The organism is Leucogemmata humicola (genome assembly GCF_055379415.1).
In genome coordinates this window covers 724,913-741,542 of the sequence record NZ_AP040875.1, presented here as the reverse complement: position 1 = coordinate 741,542, position 16,630 = coordinate 724,913, and the positions used below count along the sequence as shown (strand labels likewise).

Here is a 16,630-nt window from a genome sequence, read left to right as displayed (position 1 = left end):
TGAATCCTGCGACTATTGCGGCTCGTACCAGTTGGAGTGGCGCAAATGCAAGCTCATTTGCACTGACTGTCGACAGATCAACAAGAGCTGCGCGGATCTCTGATGAACGGCTACAACTTCACTGAGCAGGTGCGACGAACGTTGTCGCTCGCCCGTGAGGGGGCGATGGCACTCCACCACCCGTACGTCGGTACGGAGCATGAGCTCCTGGGCCTGCTCGACGCTGGCGAGAGCCCGGCGACTGTGGCGCTGGAGAGACTTGGCGTGAACCTCGTCGTCCTCCGCGCAACGCTACTCGGCTCCGTCAAGCCGGGACGCGAGCAAGTGATCGCCCAGGATTTGCCGTACACATCGCGCGCCAAGAAAGTGCTCGAGCTGGCAATGTCGGAAGCGCGCGAGTTGAACCACAGCTACGTCGGCAACGAGCATTTGCTCATGGGACTCGTGCGCGAAGAGAAGGGCATCGCCGCTCAGGTGCTGGCTCGGGAGGGCATCCTTGTCGACAATGCCCGCGCGCAGGTGCTCCGCGACTTCGGCGGCGACGCTCCTGAGGCCCTGAGCCCACATCGATCGCTGCACGCGAGCCCGCGCCGAACACTGCACGAAAGTCCGTGGGCGGCGACGGTCGCGAGCAGTGCGCCGACACCGGCATCGGCGCCCCAGCACACCGACCACCTGCGCGTAATCCTGGAAGCAGCGCACGATCTGGCCAAGCAGAAACGATCGGCCGAGTTGACGGCGGTGCATACGGCGATGGCGCTGTTGCAATATGGTCGCGGATTGGCGAACACCGCGCTCGACACGCTGAACTTCAACCGCGACAATGCACTATCGTCGCTGGATACGCTCGCGATCGGCGCAAACACAACACCGCCCACGCCGGGCGTCCTGATGCTGACCCGCGAGATGATGGGGATTCTTCAGGCCGTCGACGCGCTCAATCAACCGCGCGGCGGTGCGCCCGGAACACAACATCTGCTACTCACCATCCTACAGACATCGCCCGATGTCGCGGGCGTGTTCGCACAACAGCGCGTTACGGAAGCAGCGTTTCGCGATGCCGTAACTCGGGTCAGCGGCTGATCGCCGATCACACGCTTTTGTCTCAGTAGTTCGCGCGGGAGGTCTGATGAACGGCTACAACTTCACCGAACGGGTTCGGAAGGTTCTCGCGATGTCTCGCGAGGAAGCGGCCAGACTGCGCCACGAGTACGTCGGAACCGAACACATGCTGCTCGCTCTGATCCGCGAAGGTGAAGGCGTCGGAGCAACCGTGTTGCAAAACCTCAGCGTCGAATTCGATGACATTCAGCAACTGATCGAAGAGACGGTGAAAAAGGGGCCGCCCGGTCAACCGAGTGGGCCTGACCTTCCGTACACATCACGCGGCAAGAAAGTGCTCGAGCTCGCCATGAGTGAAGCGCGCGAACTCAATCACAGCTACGTCGGCACGGAGCACCTGCTCCTCGGCCTCATTCGCGAAGAAAAAGGGATGGCCGCGCAGGTTCTCACTCACGCCGGCGTCAATCTCGGCAACGCCCGCGCCGAGACGCTGCGAATTCTCGGCACCGAGATGCCGACGAACGATCGGTTGTATCCACCGCAACAATCGACAACCGTTTTCGGAGTATCCAACGTTCCGGTGTATGCGGAGCGTCTCCGCTCGGTCATCGCCGCAGCGCACGACGTTGCTGTGCGACAGAAGTCATCCAACATCACGTCGACACATGCCATGATCGCGCTGCTCGAACACGGCGATGGTCTGGGCAACGCCGTGCTCAATTCGCTTTCACTCAAACGCGCGGACGCGCTCGTAGCGCTCCAGCAGCTCGCTCCAACCGGGAACGTCGACATTGGCCCGGAAGACGTGCTGAGTCCGAGCCCGGATTTCGATCACGTCCTCCGCGCGGTCAGCACGAGGGGCCAAAGCGGAACGTTTTCCTTCGGGACGCAGCATTTGCTGCTGCTCATTCTCCAGGTGTCGCCCGAAGTCGCCGGGGTCCTCGAAGCGCAGAACATTCCGTACAACGCCGTTCGCGACGCCATCAGCCAACTGAGCGGCTGACGAGCGCTACTCGAAGTCGAGCGCCAGGTCGAGTGACGGCGCCGAATGTGTCAGCGCGCCCACAGAAATCCAATCGACTCCGGTCTCGGCAATCCCGCGAACGGTGCTGAGATTCACTCCGCCCGACGCCTCGAGAATCGCGCGACCCTCGACCGCTCGAACGCACTCGACCATAAGGGCCGGCGACATGTTGTCGAGAAGAATGATGTCGGCGCCCGCGTCGGCCGCGCGCGTCACCTGATCGAACTGATCGCACTCGACTTCTATTTTGATTCCCTTGGGCGCCAGCTCGCGAGCCCGCTCAATGGCCATCACGATGTCGCCGTCGAGCGCGGCAAGGTGATTGTCCTTGATCAAGACGCCGGTCGATAGATCCATGCGGTGATTTGTGCCGCCGCCACTGCGTACGGCGTACTTCTCGAGGACGCGCCAGCCGGGCGTCGTCTTTCGCGTGTCGAGAATCTTGGCGTTGGTGCCGCGCACTGCCTCCACATACTTGGCCGTGAGCGACGCAATGCCCGACAGCCGCTGCATATAGTTGAGCGCCACGCGCTCCGCCGACAGCAGCCCGCGAACGTGGCCCGTGAGAAAGAGCACCGGATCACCGGCGCGAACCGCCGTGCCGTCCTCACGATCGATGCGGATCGCAACTTTGTCGTCGAGTGCGCGGAACACTTCGAGCGCGAGTGGCACTCCCGAGATCACACCATTCGCCCGGGCAACGAGCGTCGCGCGCGACCGGCGATCCGACACAACTGTCGCGATCGTCGTGATGTCGTTGAACGCGCCGTCCTCATCGAGCGCTTCACGCACGACCCTCGTCAGCGCGTCTTGCTTGAGCGGGAAGCGCAGCAGACCAATCCCGCTCATCGCGGGGACAGACATCGGCGTGACCATTCGCGGGACGGACGATCGCTCGGACGGAAGCTCTGGAATCTCCATCGGCTCGACTTACTCCCCCGGATCGATTCCATCCGGCACCGGAGACAAGGGCTGCTTGGCGCCACCGCCGATCGCCACCATGCGCTCGATGGCCCGCCTGGCGCGTGACGCAATCGCTGTTGGAACCGTGATCTGATACTGGTTGTGTACGAGAGCGTCCCGCACTTTCGGCAGCGTCGTGACCTTCATGTATGCGCAAGATGCGCGCTCATTCGCCGCAAAGAACCGCTTGCTGGGATTCTCTCTGCGCAACCGATGCAGAATCCCGATCTCCGTAGCAATGATGAATTCATTCGCATCCGAAAGTGCCGGACGCTTGATCATTCCTTCGGTCGACAGAATCTGTACGCCTTCCGGTTCGATGTCGCCAGCGGACATCGCCTCGAGCACACTCGTCGAGCAGCCACACTCCGGGTGAATCAGAAACTCGGCCTCGGGATGCAAGCTGCGCTGCAGGCGAATGTTCTCAGGGTCGATGCCCGCGTGCACGTGGCACTCCCCCATCCACACATGAATGTTCTCTCGCCCCGTCATCCGGCGAACGTGTGCGCCGAGGAACATGTCGGGAAGAAAGAGAATCTCCTTGTCGTCAGGAATCGAATTCACGACCTCGACAGCATTCCCCGACGTGCAACAGTAGTCGCTCTCTGCCTTCACCTCGGCGGTCGTGTTGACGTACGCCACGACCACAGCGCCCGGGTGCTCGGCCTTCCACGTTCGCAACGACTCGGCGTCGATCGTCGACGCGAGCGAACAGCCGGCCGCGAGATCCGGTAGCAACACGGTTTTCTCTGGCGACAGAATCGCCGCGGTCTCGGCCATGAAGTGCACGCCGCAGAAAACGATGACGTCGGCCCTCGTCTTTGCCGCTTCGCGCGACAGACCGAGTGAATCGCCGACGAAATCCGCGACGTCCTGCACCTCGGCGCGCTCGTAGTTGTGCGCGAGAATGACGGCATTGCGGTCTCGGGCGATTTCCTTGATCTCGCCCTGTAGTGCGGCGATCGCCTCGTCCCGCGCTTTCGTGTCAGTGGAGCCCATGCCGATAAGCTAAACGCGCCGTCCGTTGGCGGAACCGATGAGTCGGCTCACAGTTCTATGTGACGCCCCTTCCAGGTGCTCTTGGCGCGCGGATAGTCGGCCCGATAGTGCCCGCCGCGCGACTCCTTCCGCATGAGCGCCGCTTCGACGACCAGCTGAGCCGTCTGCAGCATGTTCAGCTCTTCCGTCGCGCCCGCGGGCAGACGCGATCCAATGTCTTCGAGTTGCTCGAGTGCGGAGCGAAGCCCACGCGCAGTGCGCGCAATGCCGGCGTTGTCCCACATCACTGCACGAATGTCGTCAGCCGCCACCTGCGCTGCGCCACGATCGGGCAGCGGCGGAACTTTCCACTTCTTCATTGCGGGCGTACGCGCCAACACTTTCACCTTCGCAATGTCGCGGGCCACGCGCTCAGCGAACACGAGCCCTTCGAGCAGCGAGTTCGACGCGAGACGATTGGCACCGTGCACGCCGGTGCGCGCAACCTCGCCGACTGCGTAGAGCCGCGCGGCGCTGGACCGTCCACTCAAATCGGTTACCACGCCGCCCATCATGTAGTGCGCTGCCGGCGTCACGGGAATCAGATCCTTTCGCGGATCGATGCCGCGCGCCTGGCAGATCGCGAGGATTCCTGGAAATCGCTTGGCAAACGATCGCCCGAGTTTGCGCGCGTCGAGATACACCGGACCGCTGCGCCGCTCGCGAAAGATCTGTCGCGCCACGACATCGCGCGGCGCCAACTCGGCAAGCTTGTGACGGCCGACCATGAAGCGCACGCCGCGCGAATTTACGAGGATCGCACCCTCGCCACGCACTGCCTCCGAGATCAGCGCCAGCGGATTTTCCGGCGTGTCGAGCGCCGTCGGATGGAATTGCACGAACTCCATATCGGCGAGCGTCACGCCAGCGCGGTGCGCGATCGCGTACCCGTCGCCGGTCGCGACAACCGGATTCGTCGTATATCGATAAATCTGACCACAGCCGCCCGTAGCCAGCACGGTGGCGTCGGCGACGATCTCCGTGGCGCGGCCAGCGATACTCGCTCTCACGCCGTAGCACGTTCCGCGTCGCACGATGAGATCCAGCACTCGCGCACGCTCGAGTACTCGAATCCTCGGCGACTCTTTCACGCGTGCCACGAGCGTGCGCGCCACCTCGGCGCCCGTCTGATCGCCGTGCGCGTGCACGATTCGATTCTTCGAATGCGCCGCTTCGCGTCCGAGTTTGAGTCGCCCAACCGGATCGAGGTCGAAGTGCGCGCCAGCGGTTTGCAACTCGCGAACGCGCGCCGGGCCCTCCTCGACCAACACCTGGACTGCCGCAGCATCGCACAGTGCCGCACCTGCCGCGAGCGTGTCCTGGCGATGCAACGCCGGCGAGTCGCCGGCGCCGAGTGCGGCGGCGATACCGCCTTGTGCATAGGCAGTAGCGCTGTCGAAAAGCGATCGCTTCGTCAGCAGCAGCACGTCGCCATGCTCTGACGCACGCCAGGCGGTGTGCAGCCCGGCGACACCGCTTCCAACCACCAGATATCGCGCGCGAACTTTGTCCATGGTCGGAAGCTAGCGGGGAAAGGCCATTCGCTGGCGGCGCCAGCCTTGCCGCTTCCTCGCTCGCCCGTCAAACTTGCACCATGCGGAAGCTGCTCATTCTCGTGGCCGTCCTCGCGGCGGTCCACGTTGCTTTTCTATTCGTTCGCGTGTCCGGCGCGTCACAGCCGGCGGGCCGAGACGCGGTCAACGTCGGGCTCGTGCTCGACGTTGGCGGTTTGGGTGACAAGTCATTCAATGACGGCGCCTATCGCGGGGCCGAACGCGCCAAGAAAGAGCTCGGCGCGAACATTCGGCTCATCGAACCGGGCGAAGGCAGCGATCGCGAGTCGGGCCTGCGCCTACTGGCCGCCGAAAAAATGGACCTCGTGATCGGCGTCGGATTCATTTTCACCGACGATATCACCCAGCTCGCGAAGGAGTATCCCGGCACCAACTTCGCCGGCGTCGACTACTCGCTCGCCACCGACAAGGACGGAAACGTCATTCCGCCGCCGCCCAACGTGGCCGCGCTCAAGTTCAAGGAAGAGGAAGGTTCGTTTCTCGTCGGCGCGATCGCGGCGCTCGTCGGCAATTCCAAGAAGGTCGGCTTCGTGGGCGGCATGGACGTGCCGCTCATCCAGAAGTTCGAAGCCGGCTACAAGGCTGGCGTCAAAGCGGTGTGTCCCGACTGCACCGTGATCGTGCAGTACGCGGGTGTCACGCCCGATGCGTTTCGAAATCCGGGCAAAGGCAAGGAGCTCGCACTCAATCAGTACGGCCAGGGCGTCAACGTGATTTACCACGCGTCGGGCTCTACTGGATTGGGGGTGTTCGAAGCCGCGCGGCAGACGGGCAAGTACGCGATCGGCGTCGACGCAGACCAGCATGACGAAGCGCCCGGGCGAATCATCACGTCGATGGTCAAGGGCATCGACGTCGCGGTCTTCGATATGATCAAACGCGTGCGCGACGGCACGTTCAAGGGTGGCATCTACACCTTCGGCCTCGCGCAGGATGGCGTCGGCTACATCTACGACGAACGCAATCGCATGCTGATTCCCGACTCCGTGCGCACACGCGTCGAGCAGCTCAAGGCGGACATCATCGCCGGAAAAATCACCGTGCCAAGTACGAGATGACCAACCCGAACGCAGGGAACGGCACACCGGCCATTCGACTCACCGACATCCACAAGACGTTCGGACCGGTGACCGCCAACCAGGGTGCGTCGCTCGAGGTAGCGCGCGGCGAGATTCACGCGCTCGTTGGAGAAAACGGCGCAGGCAAGTCCACGCTCATGCGAATTCTGAGCGGCATGTATTCGCCGAACTCTGGTCGTATGGAAGTGAACGGCCACGACGTCACGGGTTGGACGACAACAGGCGCAATCGACGCAGGCGTCGGCATGGTGCATCAGCATTTCATGCTCGTGCCCACGCTGACCGTCGCCGAGAATATCATGCTCGGGCGTGAGCTGACGAAGGGGTTGCAGCTCGACACGGCACGCGCTGAACACGAAGTCGAAGCGCTGAGTCGTACGACTGGACTCTCCGTTCATGCCAAGCGTCTGGTCGCCGATCTGTCAGTGGGCGAAGCACAGCGCGTCGAGATTCTGAAAACGCTCTATCGCGGCGCGAGAATTCTCATTCTCGACGAACCAACCGCCGTGCTGTCGCCGCCGGAAATCGATGAGCTGTGGCAGGTGCTTCGCCAGATGCGCGATCGCGGTGATACGATTGTACTCATCACGCACAAGCTCGATGAGGTGATGGAGATCTCCGACGCGATCACCGTGATGCGTCAGGGCCGCACCGTGAATCGTCTCAGCACCAAGAGCACGACACCGGCGGAGATCGCCAAGGCCATGGTCGGCCGCGACGTACAGTTGGCGATGGATTATCTGGCCGACGATCGCGGCATTCGACGTCCAGAAGCCGCATCGCCTCTACCCGCGACTCCGTTGCTCCAGGTACGCGATCTCGCGGTCGACGACGTTCGACGACTCCCGGCGGTGAACGGCGTGAGCTTCACAATCAACGCCGGCGAAATTCTCGGCATTGCCGGAGTCGAAGGAAATGGGCAGACGGAATTACTCGAGGCACTCGCTGGACTTCGCGCAGTAAAGGGTGGCTCGATCCAGCTTGCTGAACGCAACATCACCAACCTCTCCGTGAAAGCGCGTGGCGACGCCGGCCTGTCGCACATCCCCGAGGACCGCCACGAGCGCGGACTCGTGCTCGACTATTCGATCGCCGAAAATCTGATTCTCGGTCAGCAGCACCACTTTGCTCGCGGTGTGCGGCTCGATCACGACCGCATTCTCGAGAATGCTCGGCAGCAGATCGTCGCGTTCGATATTCGACCGGGTGATCCTGCATCTCCCGCACGCGCACTGTCTGGCGGCAATCAACAGAAAATCGTCATCGCCAGAGAAATGGGTCGCGCGTTCCAGGTATTGCTCGCCGCACAACCGACCCGCGGCGTCGACGTCGGCGCCATCGAGTTCATTCACGCTCGGCTTCGCGAAGCTCGTGACGCTGGGAAGGCGGTGCTGCTCGTGTCGGCGGATCTGGCCGAGATTCTCGCGCTGTCCGATCGGATTGCAGTGATGTATCGAGGAACGTTCGCCACCGTGCTGCCACGCGCTGACGCGAGCGAGGACGTGATTGGACCGTTCATGACTGGTGCGACGGGAGAATTTGCCGCATGACGGTTTCGTCGGCTACAGAAGAAGCGGTCCTGCCGGCGGTCGTCGCGCTGCTCGTCGCGGCAATCGTCGGAGACATTCTGATTCTCTCATTTGGTCAGAATCCGGGCACGGTGTATCGCCTTCTCCTCGAGGGCACGTGGGGGAACGCGTACGGATTGGGCCAAGTGCTCTACAAGGCGACCACGCTCACCTTCACCGGACTTGCGGTTGCCGTGGGTTTGCGCGCTGGACTCTTCAACATCGGCGCGGAGAGCCAGCTCGCGGCGGGTGGATTTCTTGCAGCGCTGGTTGGACTCGTGCTGCCACCGGGGCTGCCGGCCATCCTCACGCTTCCGGTGTTCGTCCTCGCGGCAGCAGTTGGCGGCGGAATCGTCGGCGGAATTCCCGGCGCACTCAAGGCAAAGTTCGGCGCGCACGAAGTGATCACGACGATCATGCTGAACTTCATCGTGCTCGCGCTGCTCAACTATCTCACGGCCACGCACCTCAAGGTGCCGGGTTCGCTCCACACGCAGGAGATTCACTCCGGCGCATTGCCCCGGCTCTCGGCATTCATTCCGGCGTTTCACGGTTCGGCGGCGAACGTCGTGATTTTCATCGCGATTCTCGCCGCCGTGGTAACTGGTTGGTATCTCTTCCGAACGCGGCGCGGCTTCGAGCTTCGTGCGACAGGTTTGCAGCCCGAAGCGGCAGAGTATGGCGGCGTGGACGTCGGCGGCGTGTGGTGGCGCGCGCTCATCATGTCGGGCGCGCTGGCCGGCATCGGTGGACTCAATTTCGTGCTCGGCTACAAACACTACTATGAGGAAGCCTTCGCGTCGGGCGCCGGATTCCTCGGCGTGGCTGTGGCAATCGTCGGCCGGAATCATCCCCTCGGCGTGGTCCTCGCCGCGCTGGTGTTCGCCACGATCTCGCAGGGCGGCCTCGCTGTGAACGCCGTGGTCCCGAAGCAGATGGTGGACGTCCTGCAGGCGGTGGTGATCATCGCCGTCGCCGCCTCGGTTCCCGAAGTGCGACGCTTGCTGCGGAGAGGCCGATGATCCTGCTCGCGTTCCTCGCGCAGACGCTGCGCATTGCAATTCCCTACTTGTTCGCTGCGACGGGCGGCGTGGTCTCCGAGCGATCGGGTCTCATTGCCCTTGGCCTCGAGGGCTACATGCTCGGTGGCGCGTTCTGCGGCGCGCTGGCCAGCTACTACAGCGGAAGCCCGTGGATCGGATTGCTCGGAGCCGCCGGTGGCGGCGCCGCGCTCGCGTTGTTGTACGCAGTGACCGCAATTCGCTTCCGCGCCGATCAGGTCGTTGTCGGCATCGCCATCAACCTGCTCGTGATTGGCGGCACGCGCTTCTTTTTGCGACTCGCGTTTCACAGTTCGGCCAACTCGCCGCGCGTCCCCGGATTCGGCGTCGAGCAGTCCGGCACCGGCCTCGGTGCGCTGGCGGACAATCCGCTGTTTTGGGTCGGCATCGCGTCGGTCGCGCTGGTGGCTTGGTTGCTGTACCGCACGCCGTTCGGCTTGCGCGTCCGAGCAGCGGGCGAGCATCCGGCAGCGGCTGCTTCTGTCGGCGTGCGTGTCGACAACGTTCGATACCTCGCGGCAGCGCTTTCTGGAATGCTCGCGGCGCTCGGCGGCGCCTATCTCTCGCTGGACCAGCATCAGTTCAGCGCGGAAATGACCGCAGGCCGCGGGTTCATCGCTCTCGCCGCGGTGATCTTCGGCCGCTGGGATCCAGTGCGTGCGGCACTAGCCTGCCTCCTCTTTGCTGCCGCCGAAACGCTCCAGATTCAACTTCAGGGAACGCAGGCGATCCCATCGCAATTCGTCGAGATGATTCCCTATGCGCTCACGATCATCGCGCTGGCGGGGGTGGTTCGACGGGCCGTCCCACCGGCGGCGCTCGGAAAGGCGTCGGCGTCCTGAATCCCGCAGGTGTAGCCGGTCGTCTTTAGGCCGAAGCTCTTAGTGTCCAGGACCACGCAGTTCGTCCGTAATTCATTTGTAAGTCCAGCCCGCTCGCATTGGGGAAAGCCTCGTTTTTCGAGGTAGATTTGTCTTGCTGACTGAGAGCTAGAGTCAGCCATCCGCATTAGGAGCCGCAGCCGCGAGCCGAATGGGCAAACTTGTAGTTCTGATGATCACCGCGTTCATCGACATGGTCGGAACGCTGATGATCATTCCCCTCCTCCCGTTCTACGCCAAGTCGTTTGGAGCGTCAGGGCTCACCATCGGGTTGTTGGTGGCCTCTTTTGCCGTCGCGCAGCTGCTGAGTGCGCCGATGTGGGGACGCTTTTCCGATAAGTACGGTCGTCGTCCGGCGCTGATGGTAGGATTGGCGGCATCGGCGATCGCGTACCTGATCTTCGCGTACGCCGACTCTCTCTGGCTGCTCTTTCTGTCGCGCCTCGTGCAGGGCTCGGGCGGCGGGACGGTCAGCGTCATCCAGGCGTACGTGGCCGATGCCCTCAAGCCCGAAGACCGGGCCAAGGGCCTTGGCTGGCTCTCTGCCGCCACGAACGCCGGCGTCGCACTCGGCCCGGTGTTGGGATCGCAGTTCATGGTGCTAGGCCCCCACGCGCCCGGGTTAGCGGCGGCAGGCCTATGCGTCCTGAACATGGGCTTCGCCTGGCGCTATTTGGTCGAGTCTCGCGACATGGTCGAAGCACGAGCGACGACTCACCGCCGTGGGCGTTCGCGCGACGCGGTGCTCCACGTCATCACGCACTCCGGTGAGCCGGCTCCGCGCCTGATCTGGATCTACGCCATCGGCATTGGGGCTTTCCAGGGCGTGATGCCCATTCTCGCGCTGTTCCTCGCCGCGCGCTTCGCGGTGACGTCTGCAACTATTGGCTATTTCTACACTTACATCGGCATCATCTCCGTCCTTGCCCGGGCGCTGATTCTCGGGTGGGCGGTCGACCGCTTCGGCGAAGCGAGGTTGTCGCGCTTCGGTCAGGTGCTCCTGGCCATCGGGTTGGCGGCCCTGCCCTTCATGCATCGCATGGCGGATCCTGCGGCCTTTGCCGCCCGACTTGGCGGCATCCTGCCGGTCTCGGCGGTGGCGCTGCTGCCCTTCCTGCCGCTCGCGCTGGCCGTCGCTTTGCTTCCACTGGGAACGGCTTTCACCTTCCCGTGCGTGACAGCCCTGCTCTCGCGTGTCATTCCGAGTAGTGAGAGGGGATTGTACATGGGCGTTCAGCAAACATTCGGCGGCACCGCCCGGGTGATCTTCCCAATCATTGCTGGTTTCGCGTTCGATCGTTTCCCGGGGCTTCCGTTCCTCGTCTCTGCAGGGCTCGTTGCTGGCACGATTCTGTTAGGACTGGGTATGGAGGAGTTCATCCGCCCGAAACGTGAACCCGAAGCTGCGCCTGCGGCTTGATGTCCTTTTTGCTTTGCTGCCGTCACTGGAGGTCTTAATGCTCTCATCCCGCGTCCGAGTGGCGTTGTTCCTGGTAACCGGTTCCGTTGCCGCAGCATGCGGCGGCAGCTCGGAGCCAACTGGGACGGGATCGAACACACCGTCCGCGCTCGTCATCGTCTCTGGCAACGGCCAGGTCGGACTGATTGGCCAGGCGCTCTCGGTTCCCTTGATCGTGAAAGTCTCGTCGACGTCGACCTCACTCAAGGGCGTCGCAGTGACGTTCGCCGTCACGGCCGGATCGGCGACGGTGTCGCCATCCACCGCGACGACTGACAGCTCTGGCCAGGCAAAGACTCAGGTCACCTTCGGCTCTTCACCGGGAACGGTCTCGGTCTCGGCGAGCATTGCTGGAACGTCGCTCGTAACGACCTTCGCGCTCACCGCGGGAACGTCGACCGTCACCACCGCATGTTCGAGCACGAGTCCGACCTCGCCGGCGGCAGGTAACGTGCTGCCGGGACTCTCCGGTACGGGAATCTGCCTCAGCGGCGGTACGACGGGCGCCGAATACGCCCTGGTCGCCTTCAACTCGAACCCCGATACGATCACGGGAACGAGCCTGCCGGTCTCGGTAGCGTCACATGGCGCAACGGCGGTGGCCACGGCCTCGATCGCACCGGCGTTCAACGCCGTACCTGGCAGCGCGCTGTCGATCGGTCAGCCAAGCGATCTGCAGACGTCGAACGACATGCGCCTGCGCGAAATCGCGCGTCGCGAGCTCGCACCGATGGTTCCCGCCGCGCAGACGCGCCTTCGTCAGTCGGCGTCGCTCTCGGCGATTCCGGGCAATGCGACAGTTGGATCGTTCGTCACGCTCAACGCCAATGGCCTCCAGGCGTGTAGCGCGATCAAGAGTCGCGTGGCACGCGTGGCCGCGGTAAGCAACACGGCGATCGTCGTCGCAGACACGACCAATCCGGCGGGCGGCTTCACCGACGCGGAGTATGCGTCGTTCGCAACGATGTTCGACACGCTGATCAATCCGCTCGACGTGCAGAACTTTGGTCAGCCCAGCGACATCGACAAGAACGGCAAGATCGTCATCTTCTTCACGAAGGAAGTGAATCTTCTCACGCCACGCGGCAGCGGTGGCGTGATCGGCGGATTCTTCTTCGAGCGCGATCTCTTCCCGCTCTCCGACACGAATGATTTCGGCGGCTGCGCAGGCAGCAACTTCGCCGAAATGTTCTACGTGCTCGTTCCCGATCCGAACCACGTTTTCGGCGACGCACGCACGAAACAGAAAGTCCTCGATCTCACGCCGGGAACGCTGGCGCACGAATACCAGCACCTGATCAATGCCGGCCGGCGCATGTACGTGAACCTTCCGTTCAACGACTTCGAAGAAGTCTGGCTGAACGAAGGACTGAGCCACACCGCGGAAGAGCTTCTGTTCTATCGCGTGTCTGGTCTGGCGCCCCGCCAGAATATCACGGCATCGAAGCTCGGGCAGTCGCAGGCGACCGCGGACGTCTTCAACAAGTATCAGGGCGACAACAGCGGCCGGTTCGAGACGTTCCTCGGCGTGCCGTCCAAGACGTCTGTCTACGGCAACAACGATTCGCTCGAGACGCGCGGCGCGACGTGGCATTTGCTCCGCTATCTCGCCGACCATCGCGGTACGTCTGACGGCGACACATGGACGCAGCTCGTGAACACGTCGCTCACCGGACAGAGCAATCTCGCGCACGTCTTTGGCGCGGCGTACATGACGCAGATTCGCGACTGGGCCACGACCGTGTTCTCCGACGATGTCGCGGGCGTGACCGACACGCGGTTCCTGGAGCCGAGTTGGAATATGCGCGACATCTTCCCGCGTCTCGTGGACAACAACGGCACTCCGCTCGGGAAGTATCCGCTCGCGGTGGTGCCGCTCTCCGACGCGGCGACGGCCAACCTGTCGATCTACTCGGGCGGTGCGGCCTACCTGCGCTTCTCGGTTCCGGCCGGCGCGCAAGCGTCGATCGACTGGTCGAACGGCGTGTTGCCGTCGTCGCCTTTCCTGCAGTTCACGTTGGTACGAACGAAATAGGTCACAGGTCTCAGGTCTCAGGTCTCTGGTCCCTGGTCTCTGGGATACAGCAAAAAGCGGCGGGCGGCTTCGAAGTGCGAAGCGCCCGCCGCATTTTTTCCCTGAGACCAGAGACCTCAGACCAGAGACCTGAGATCCAAGACCTGACCAACTACGCTTTTTCCTTCTCCTTCTCTTTGCTGGTCTCCTGGAAGCCGGGCTCGCTTGCGAGCACAGCCTTGGCGATGTCGACCATTGGAACCGATCGATCCTGGCTGGTGCGCTGCAGGATGCGATACGCTTCCTGCTCGCTCGATCCCGTGCGACGCATCAGGATTCCCTTTGCCCGTTCGATGGTCTTGCGATGTTCGAGCGCCTGGCGAGCGGACTCAGCATCTTGTCGCGCGGAGGCGAGCTCGCGAGCGCGTGAGGCCGCGAGGCGAATGGTGGAGTCGAGTACACGCGGCGGCGACGGCTTGGCGAGAAACGCGATCGCCGCCGTGGCGGTGACTTCGCGGTCGCTCAGCGTGAGGGTGTGATCGCCGCTGAACAGCACGACGCCAACGCCGGGTACGTCTTGGGTGATGCGCTCGGCGGCTTCGATGCCGGAGCCGTCGGGCATATGCACGTCGAGGAGAACGACATCAGGCAGAACGTCCTTCGCACGCTCGCACGCCTCGCGTCCCGTAGACACCTCGGCAACCACTGTGTGGCCGAGTGTGCCCAGAAGATCGGTGAGCAGCGATCGCGCGTTGTCGTCGTCTTCGGCGATCAGAACGCGGATACGTGAAGCAGAGTCAGTCATCACTTGCAATTTGACCAAGGGCGCACGGAGACGCCAGCGGTGTGAACTCGGGTCAGCCTTCGCCGGCGACCTGCGCGAGTAGTTCGGACGTTCGTACTGGCTTTCGAAGAATGAAATCACCATCCGCACCAGCGCCGGCGCGGGGCTCCCAGCCCGTCACGACGCCGATCCGCATCGACGCCCAACGTTCACGTGCGAATGAGATCAGATCCCATCCACTTCCGTCGGACAGGCCGATATCCGTGACGAGCACTTCGTACACGGGGCTCGCGCGCTCCAGGAGCGTCATCGCATCCTGAACACCGCTCGCGCTGTCGACCGAATGTCCGTCGGACTCCAACAAGGCCTGCATGAACTCGCGACTGTCCGGATGATCTTCGACCAATAAGACGCGTCGCGCAACTCTCTGTCGTGGAACTGATGCCGGTATCTCGATGGTCACCGGAACCGACGAACGCGGAAAGATGAGGCGAATTGTCGTGCCGACGCCCGGAGTCGATTCGATTTCGGCGTGCCCGCGATGGCGCTTCACGATGCCATACACCTCGGCAAGACCCAAACCAGTTCCGGCCTTTCCCTTGGTGGTGAAGAATGGCTCGAACGCGCGCTCGCGAACTTCGGCCGACATTCCGATTCCCGAGTCGCGGACCTCGAGAAACGCGTCGCCGTCAACGACTCTGGTGCGCAGCGTGAGCGTTCCGCCGCCGGCCATGGCGTCGAGCGCATTCTGCACGAGGTTGAGCAATGCTTCGCGAAGTTCACCAGCGATGCCGCGCACCATGGCGACGCCAGGCTCGGTGAGTCCGCGATCGAGTTGAATCGTGCCGCCGCGCGCACGCTCGGCCCATAGTGGGCGCGTCATGGCGACGACTTCATCGCAGATCATCGAGAGGTCGACGGGTTCTTCGCGCTCTGATTTGAGCGGCTCCTGCCGAATGAATCGCCCGACGCGCGCTGCGGTCGCTGCTCCCGTTTCCGCCGCTTTCGCAATGCGCACCGCATAGTCGCGCACCGCTGTGGGATTGTCGGCGTTCGCTTCGAGCAGGTACGCCGCCGCCATGATCGGATTGAGCGCGTTGTTCACGTCGTGCATCACGCCCGCCGCGAGTTGGCCGACCGCGGCAAGACGACGTTCGCGAGCACGCGCTTCCTGCAGCGCCAGCAGTTCCTGCGTGCGCTCCTGCACCATTCGTTCGAGTCGCTCGGCTTCGGTGGAGACTCGTTCGTAAAGCCCCGCCGTACGCCGCGCTTCTTCCTCGAGCGCCTTCGCGAGCTGCGTCTTTACCGTCACGTCGCGTTCGACGGTGACCGCGCCGCGAATCTTTCCGTGTTCGTCGTAGAGCGGATTCGAATTGACTTCGATGATCAGCCGAGTGCCGTCGGTTCCGCGGCGGACGGCGACGGTTTCGCCGCGAACGCGTTCGCCGCGGAGGGCGCGTGCGGTCGGGTGTTCGTGCATGAACAGACTCGTGCCCTCGATCGTGCGCGGACGATCGAGCTGCCACAACTCGCGCAGCGTGGACGGCTGACCCGACGGATGGTCGGAGAGCGCCTGCGAATTCGAGCGCACCGTGCGGCCTTCCGTGTCGAACACACGCACGGAGTCGGGAATGACGTCGAAGATCGATTCGAGCTGCGCGACGTTTCGGCTGAGCGTTTCTCGGAGGTCTTCTCGCTCGCTGACGTCGTTGCCGGCGAACAGCAGACCGCGGCCGCCCGATTCCTCGGTGAGCGTCGCGAACGTCGCTTCGATGAGGCGGCGACCGACGCGATGCTGGAACGGAATCCGCGCGGCCGCTGGCGCGGGTGAGCCGCGCAGCGCGAGGTCGATGTGATCGGTGAGGTCAGCGAGGGCGTTGGGGAACGCGTCGTAGATGGACACGCGGGCTGGCACCAACGCCGCAACGCCCGTCAAGTCGCGGTAGCGCGCGTTGGCGTTGACCAGGCGCAACTCGGCATCGAAAACGGCGATGGCAAGCGGCACGGCCTCGAAGAGCGCCTCGAGTCGGACGCCAGAAATACCGACGCGCGCGAAATCGAGTCCGACGGATGGCTGCGTCACAGCAGGGACAAAAAGAACACACTGAATTAATGACGAAATT

General features: G+C 63.2%; 13 protein-coding genes. 8 read left to right on the top strand and 5 right to left on the bottom strand.

Annotation, left to right across the window (positions count from 1 at the left end; genetic code table 11):
* Nucleotides 1-102 precede the first annotated feature (102 nt).
* Together AC6H4Z_RS02990 and AC6H4Z_RS02985 are read left to right on the top strand one after the other, a co-directional pair.
* On the top strand, nucleotides 103-1,083 hold the full coding sequence (locus tag AC6H4Z_RS02990; protein ID WP_497545255.1) for a Clp protease N-terminal domain-containing protein: 981 nt from the start codon (nucleotides 103-105) through the stop codon (nucleotides 1,081-1,083).
* A gap of 46 nt (nucleotides 1,084-1,129) precedes the next feature.
* A complete protein-coding gene (locus AC6H4Z_RS02985; protein WP_497545254.1) occupies nucleotides 1,130-2,065 on the top strand; it encodes a Clp protease N-terminal domain-containing protein in 936 nt (311 codons plus the stop codon).
* 6 nt (nucleotides 2,066-2,071) lie between these two features.
* Here AC6H4Z_RS02985 and nadC read toward each other — a convergent pair whose 3' ends face one another.
* The 3 genes from nadC to AC6H4Z_RS02970 are packed head-to-tail and all read right to left on the bottom strand — an operon-like array spanning nucleotide 2,072 to nucleotide 5,601.
* Complete coding sequence (gene nadC / locus AC6H4Z_RS02980; RefSeq protein ID WP_497545253.1) at nucleotides 2,072-3,007, bottom strand: carboxylating nicotinate-nucleotide diphosphorylase; 936 nt, start codon at nucleotides 3,005-3,007, stop codon at nucleotides 2,072-2,074.
* 9 nt (nucleotides 3,008-3,016) lie between these two features.
* Nucleotides 3,017-4,048, bottom strand: coding sequence for a quinolinate synthase NadA (gene nadA / locus AC6H4Z_RS02975; protein WP_497545252.1), 1,032 nt, complete (start codon nucleotides 4,046-4,048; stop codon nucleotides 3,017-3,019).
* A gap of 47 nt (nucleotides 4,049-4,095) precedes the next feature.
* Complete coding sequence (locus AC6H4Z_RS02970) at nucleotides 4,096-5,601, bottom strand: L-aspartate oxidase (protein WP_497545251.1); 1,506 nt, start codon at nucleotides 5,599-5,601, stop codon at nucleotides 4,096-4,098.
* 80 nt (nucleotides 5,602-5,681) lie between these two features.
* Here AC6H4Z_RS02970 and AC6H4Z_RS02965 point away from each other — a divergent pair, with 80 nt between their 5' ends.
* The 6 genes from AC6H4Z_RS02965 to AC6H4Z_RS02940 all read left to right on the top strand — a co-directional run bounded on the left by AC6H4Z_RS02965 (nucleotide 5,682) and on the right by AC6H4Z_RS02940 (nucleotide 13,744).
* Nucleotides 5,682-6,719: a BMP family lipoprotein gene (locus AC6H4Z_RS02965; RefSeq protein ID WP_497545250.1), complete on the top strand. Its 1,038-nt coding sequence runs from the start codon at nucleotides 5,682-5,684 to the stop codon at nucleotides 6,717-6,719.
* Entirely contained in the window at nucleotides 6,716-8,290 is a 1,575-nt protein-coding gene (locus AC6H4Z_RS02960) for an ABC transporter ATP-binding protein (RefSeq protein ID WP_497545249.1), read from the top strand. Before AC6H4Z_RS02965 ends, AC6H4Z_RS02960 begins: the two co-directional genes overlap by 4 nt.
* Nucleotides 8,287-9,330, top strand: coding sequence for an ABC transporter permease (locus tag AC6H4Z_RS02955; protein ID WP_497545248.1), 1,044 nt, complete (start codon nucleotides 8,287-8,289; stop codon nucleotides 9,328-9,330). The genes AC6H4Z_RS02960 and AC6H4Z_RS02955 overlap by 4 nt, the downstream gene beginning before the upstream one ends.
* On the top strand, nucleotides 9,327-10,211 hold the full coding sequence (locus AC6H4Z_RS02950; protein ID WP_497545247.1) for an ABC transporter permease: 885 nt from the start codon (nucleotides 9,327-9,329) through the stop codon (nucleotides 10,209-10,211). Before AC6H4Z_RS02955 ends, AC6H4Z_RS02950 begins: the two co-directional genes overlap by 4 nt.
* Before the next feature lie 190 nt (nucleotides 10,212-10,401).
* Nucleotides 10,402-11,670 (top strand): MFS transporter, encoded by a 1,269-nt coding sequence (locus AC6H4Z_RS02945; protein WP_497545246.1) that lies wholly within the window; start codon nucleotides 10,402-10,404, stop codon nucleotides 11,668-11,670.
* 37 nt (nucleotides 11,671-11,707) lie between these two features.
* On the top strand, nucleotides 11,708-13,744 hold the full coding sequence (locus AC6H4Z_RS02940) for a hypothetical protein (protein ID WP_497545245.1): 2,037 nt from the start codon (nucleotides 11,708-11,710) through the stop codon (nucleotides 13,742-13,744).
* A 151-nt stretch (nucleotides 13,745-13,895) separates the two neighbouring features.
* On the opposite strand, the gene AC6H4Z_RS02935 is transcribed toward AC6H4Z_RS02940, so the two are convergent.
* Both AC6H4Z_RS02935 and AC6H4Z_RS02930 read right to left on the bottom strand, forming a co-directional pair.
* Nucleotides 13,896-14,528, bottom strand: a complete 633-nt coding sequence (locus AC6H4Z_RS02935) for an ANTAR domain-containing response regulator (protein ID WP_497545244.1) — start codon at nucleotides 14,526-14,528, stop codon at nucleotides 13,896-13,898.
* A gap of 52 nt (nucleotides 14,529-14,580) precedes the next feature.
* A complete protein-coding gene (locus tag AC6H4Z_RS02930; protein WP_497545243.1) occupies nucleotides 14,581-16,590 on the bottom strand; it encodes an ATP-binding protein in 2,010 nt (669 codons plus the stop codon).
* Nucleotides 16,591-16,630: the final 40 nt, after the last annotated feature.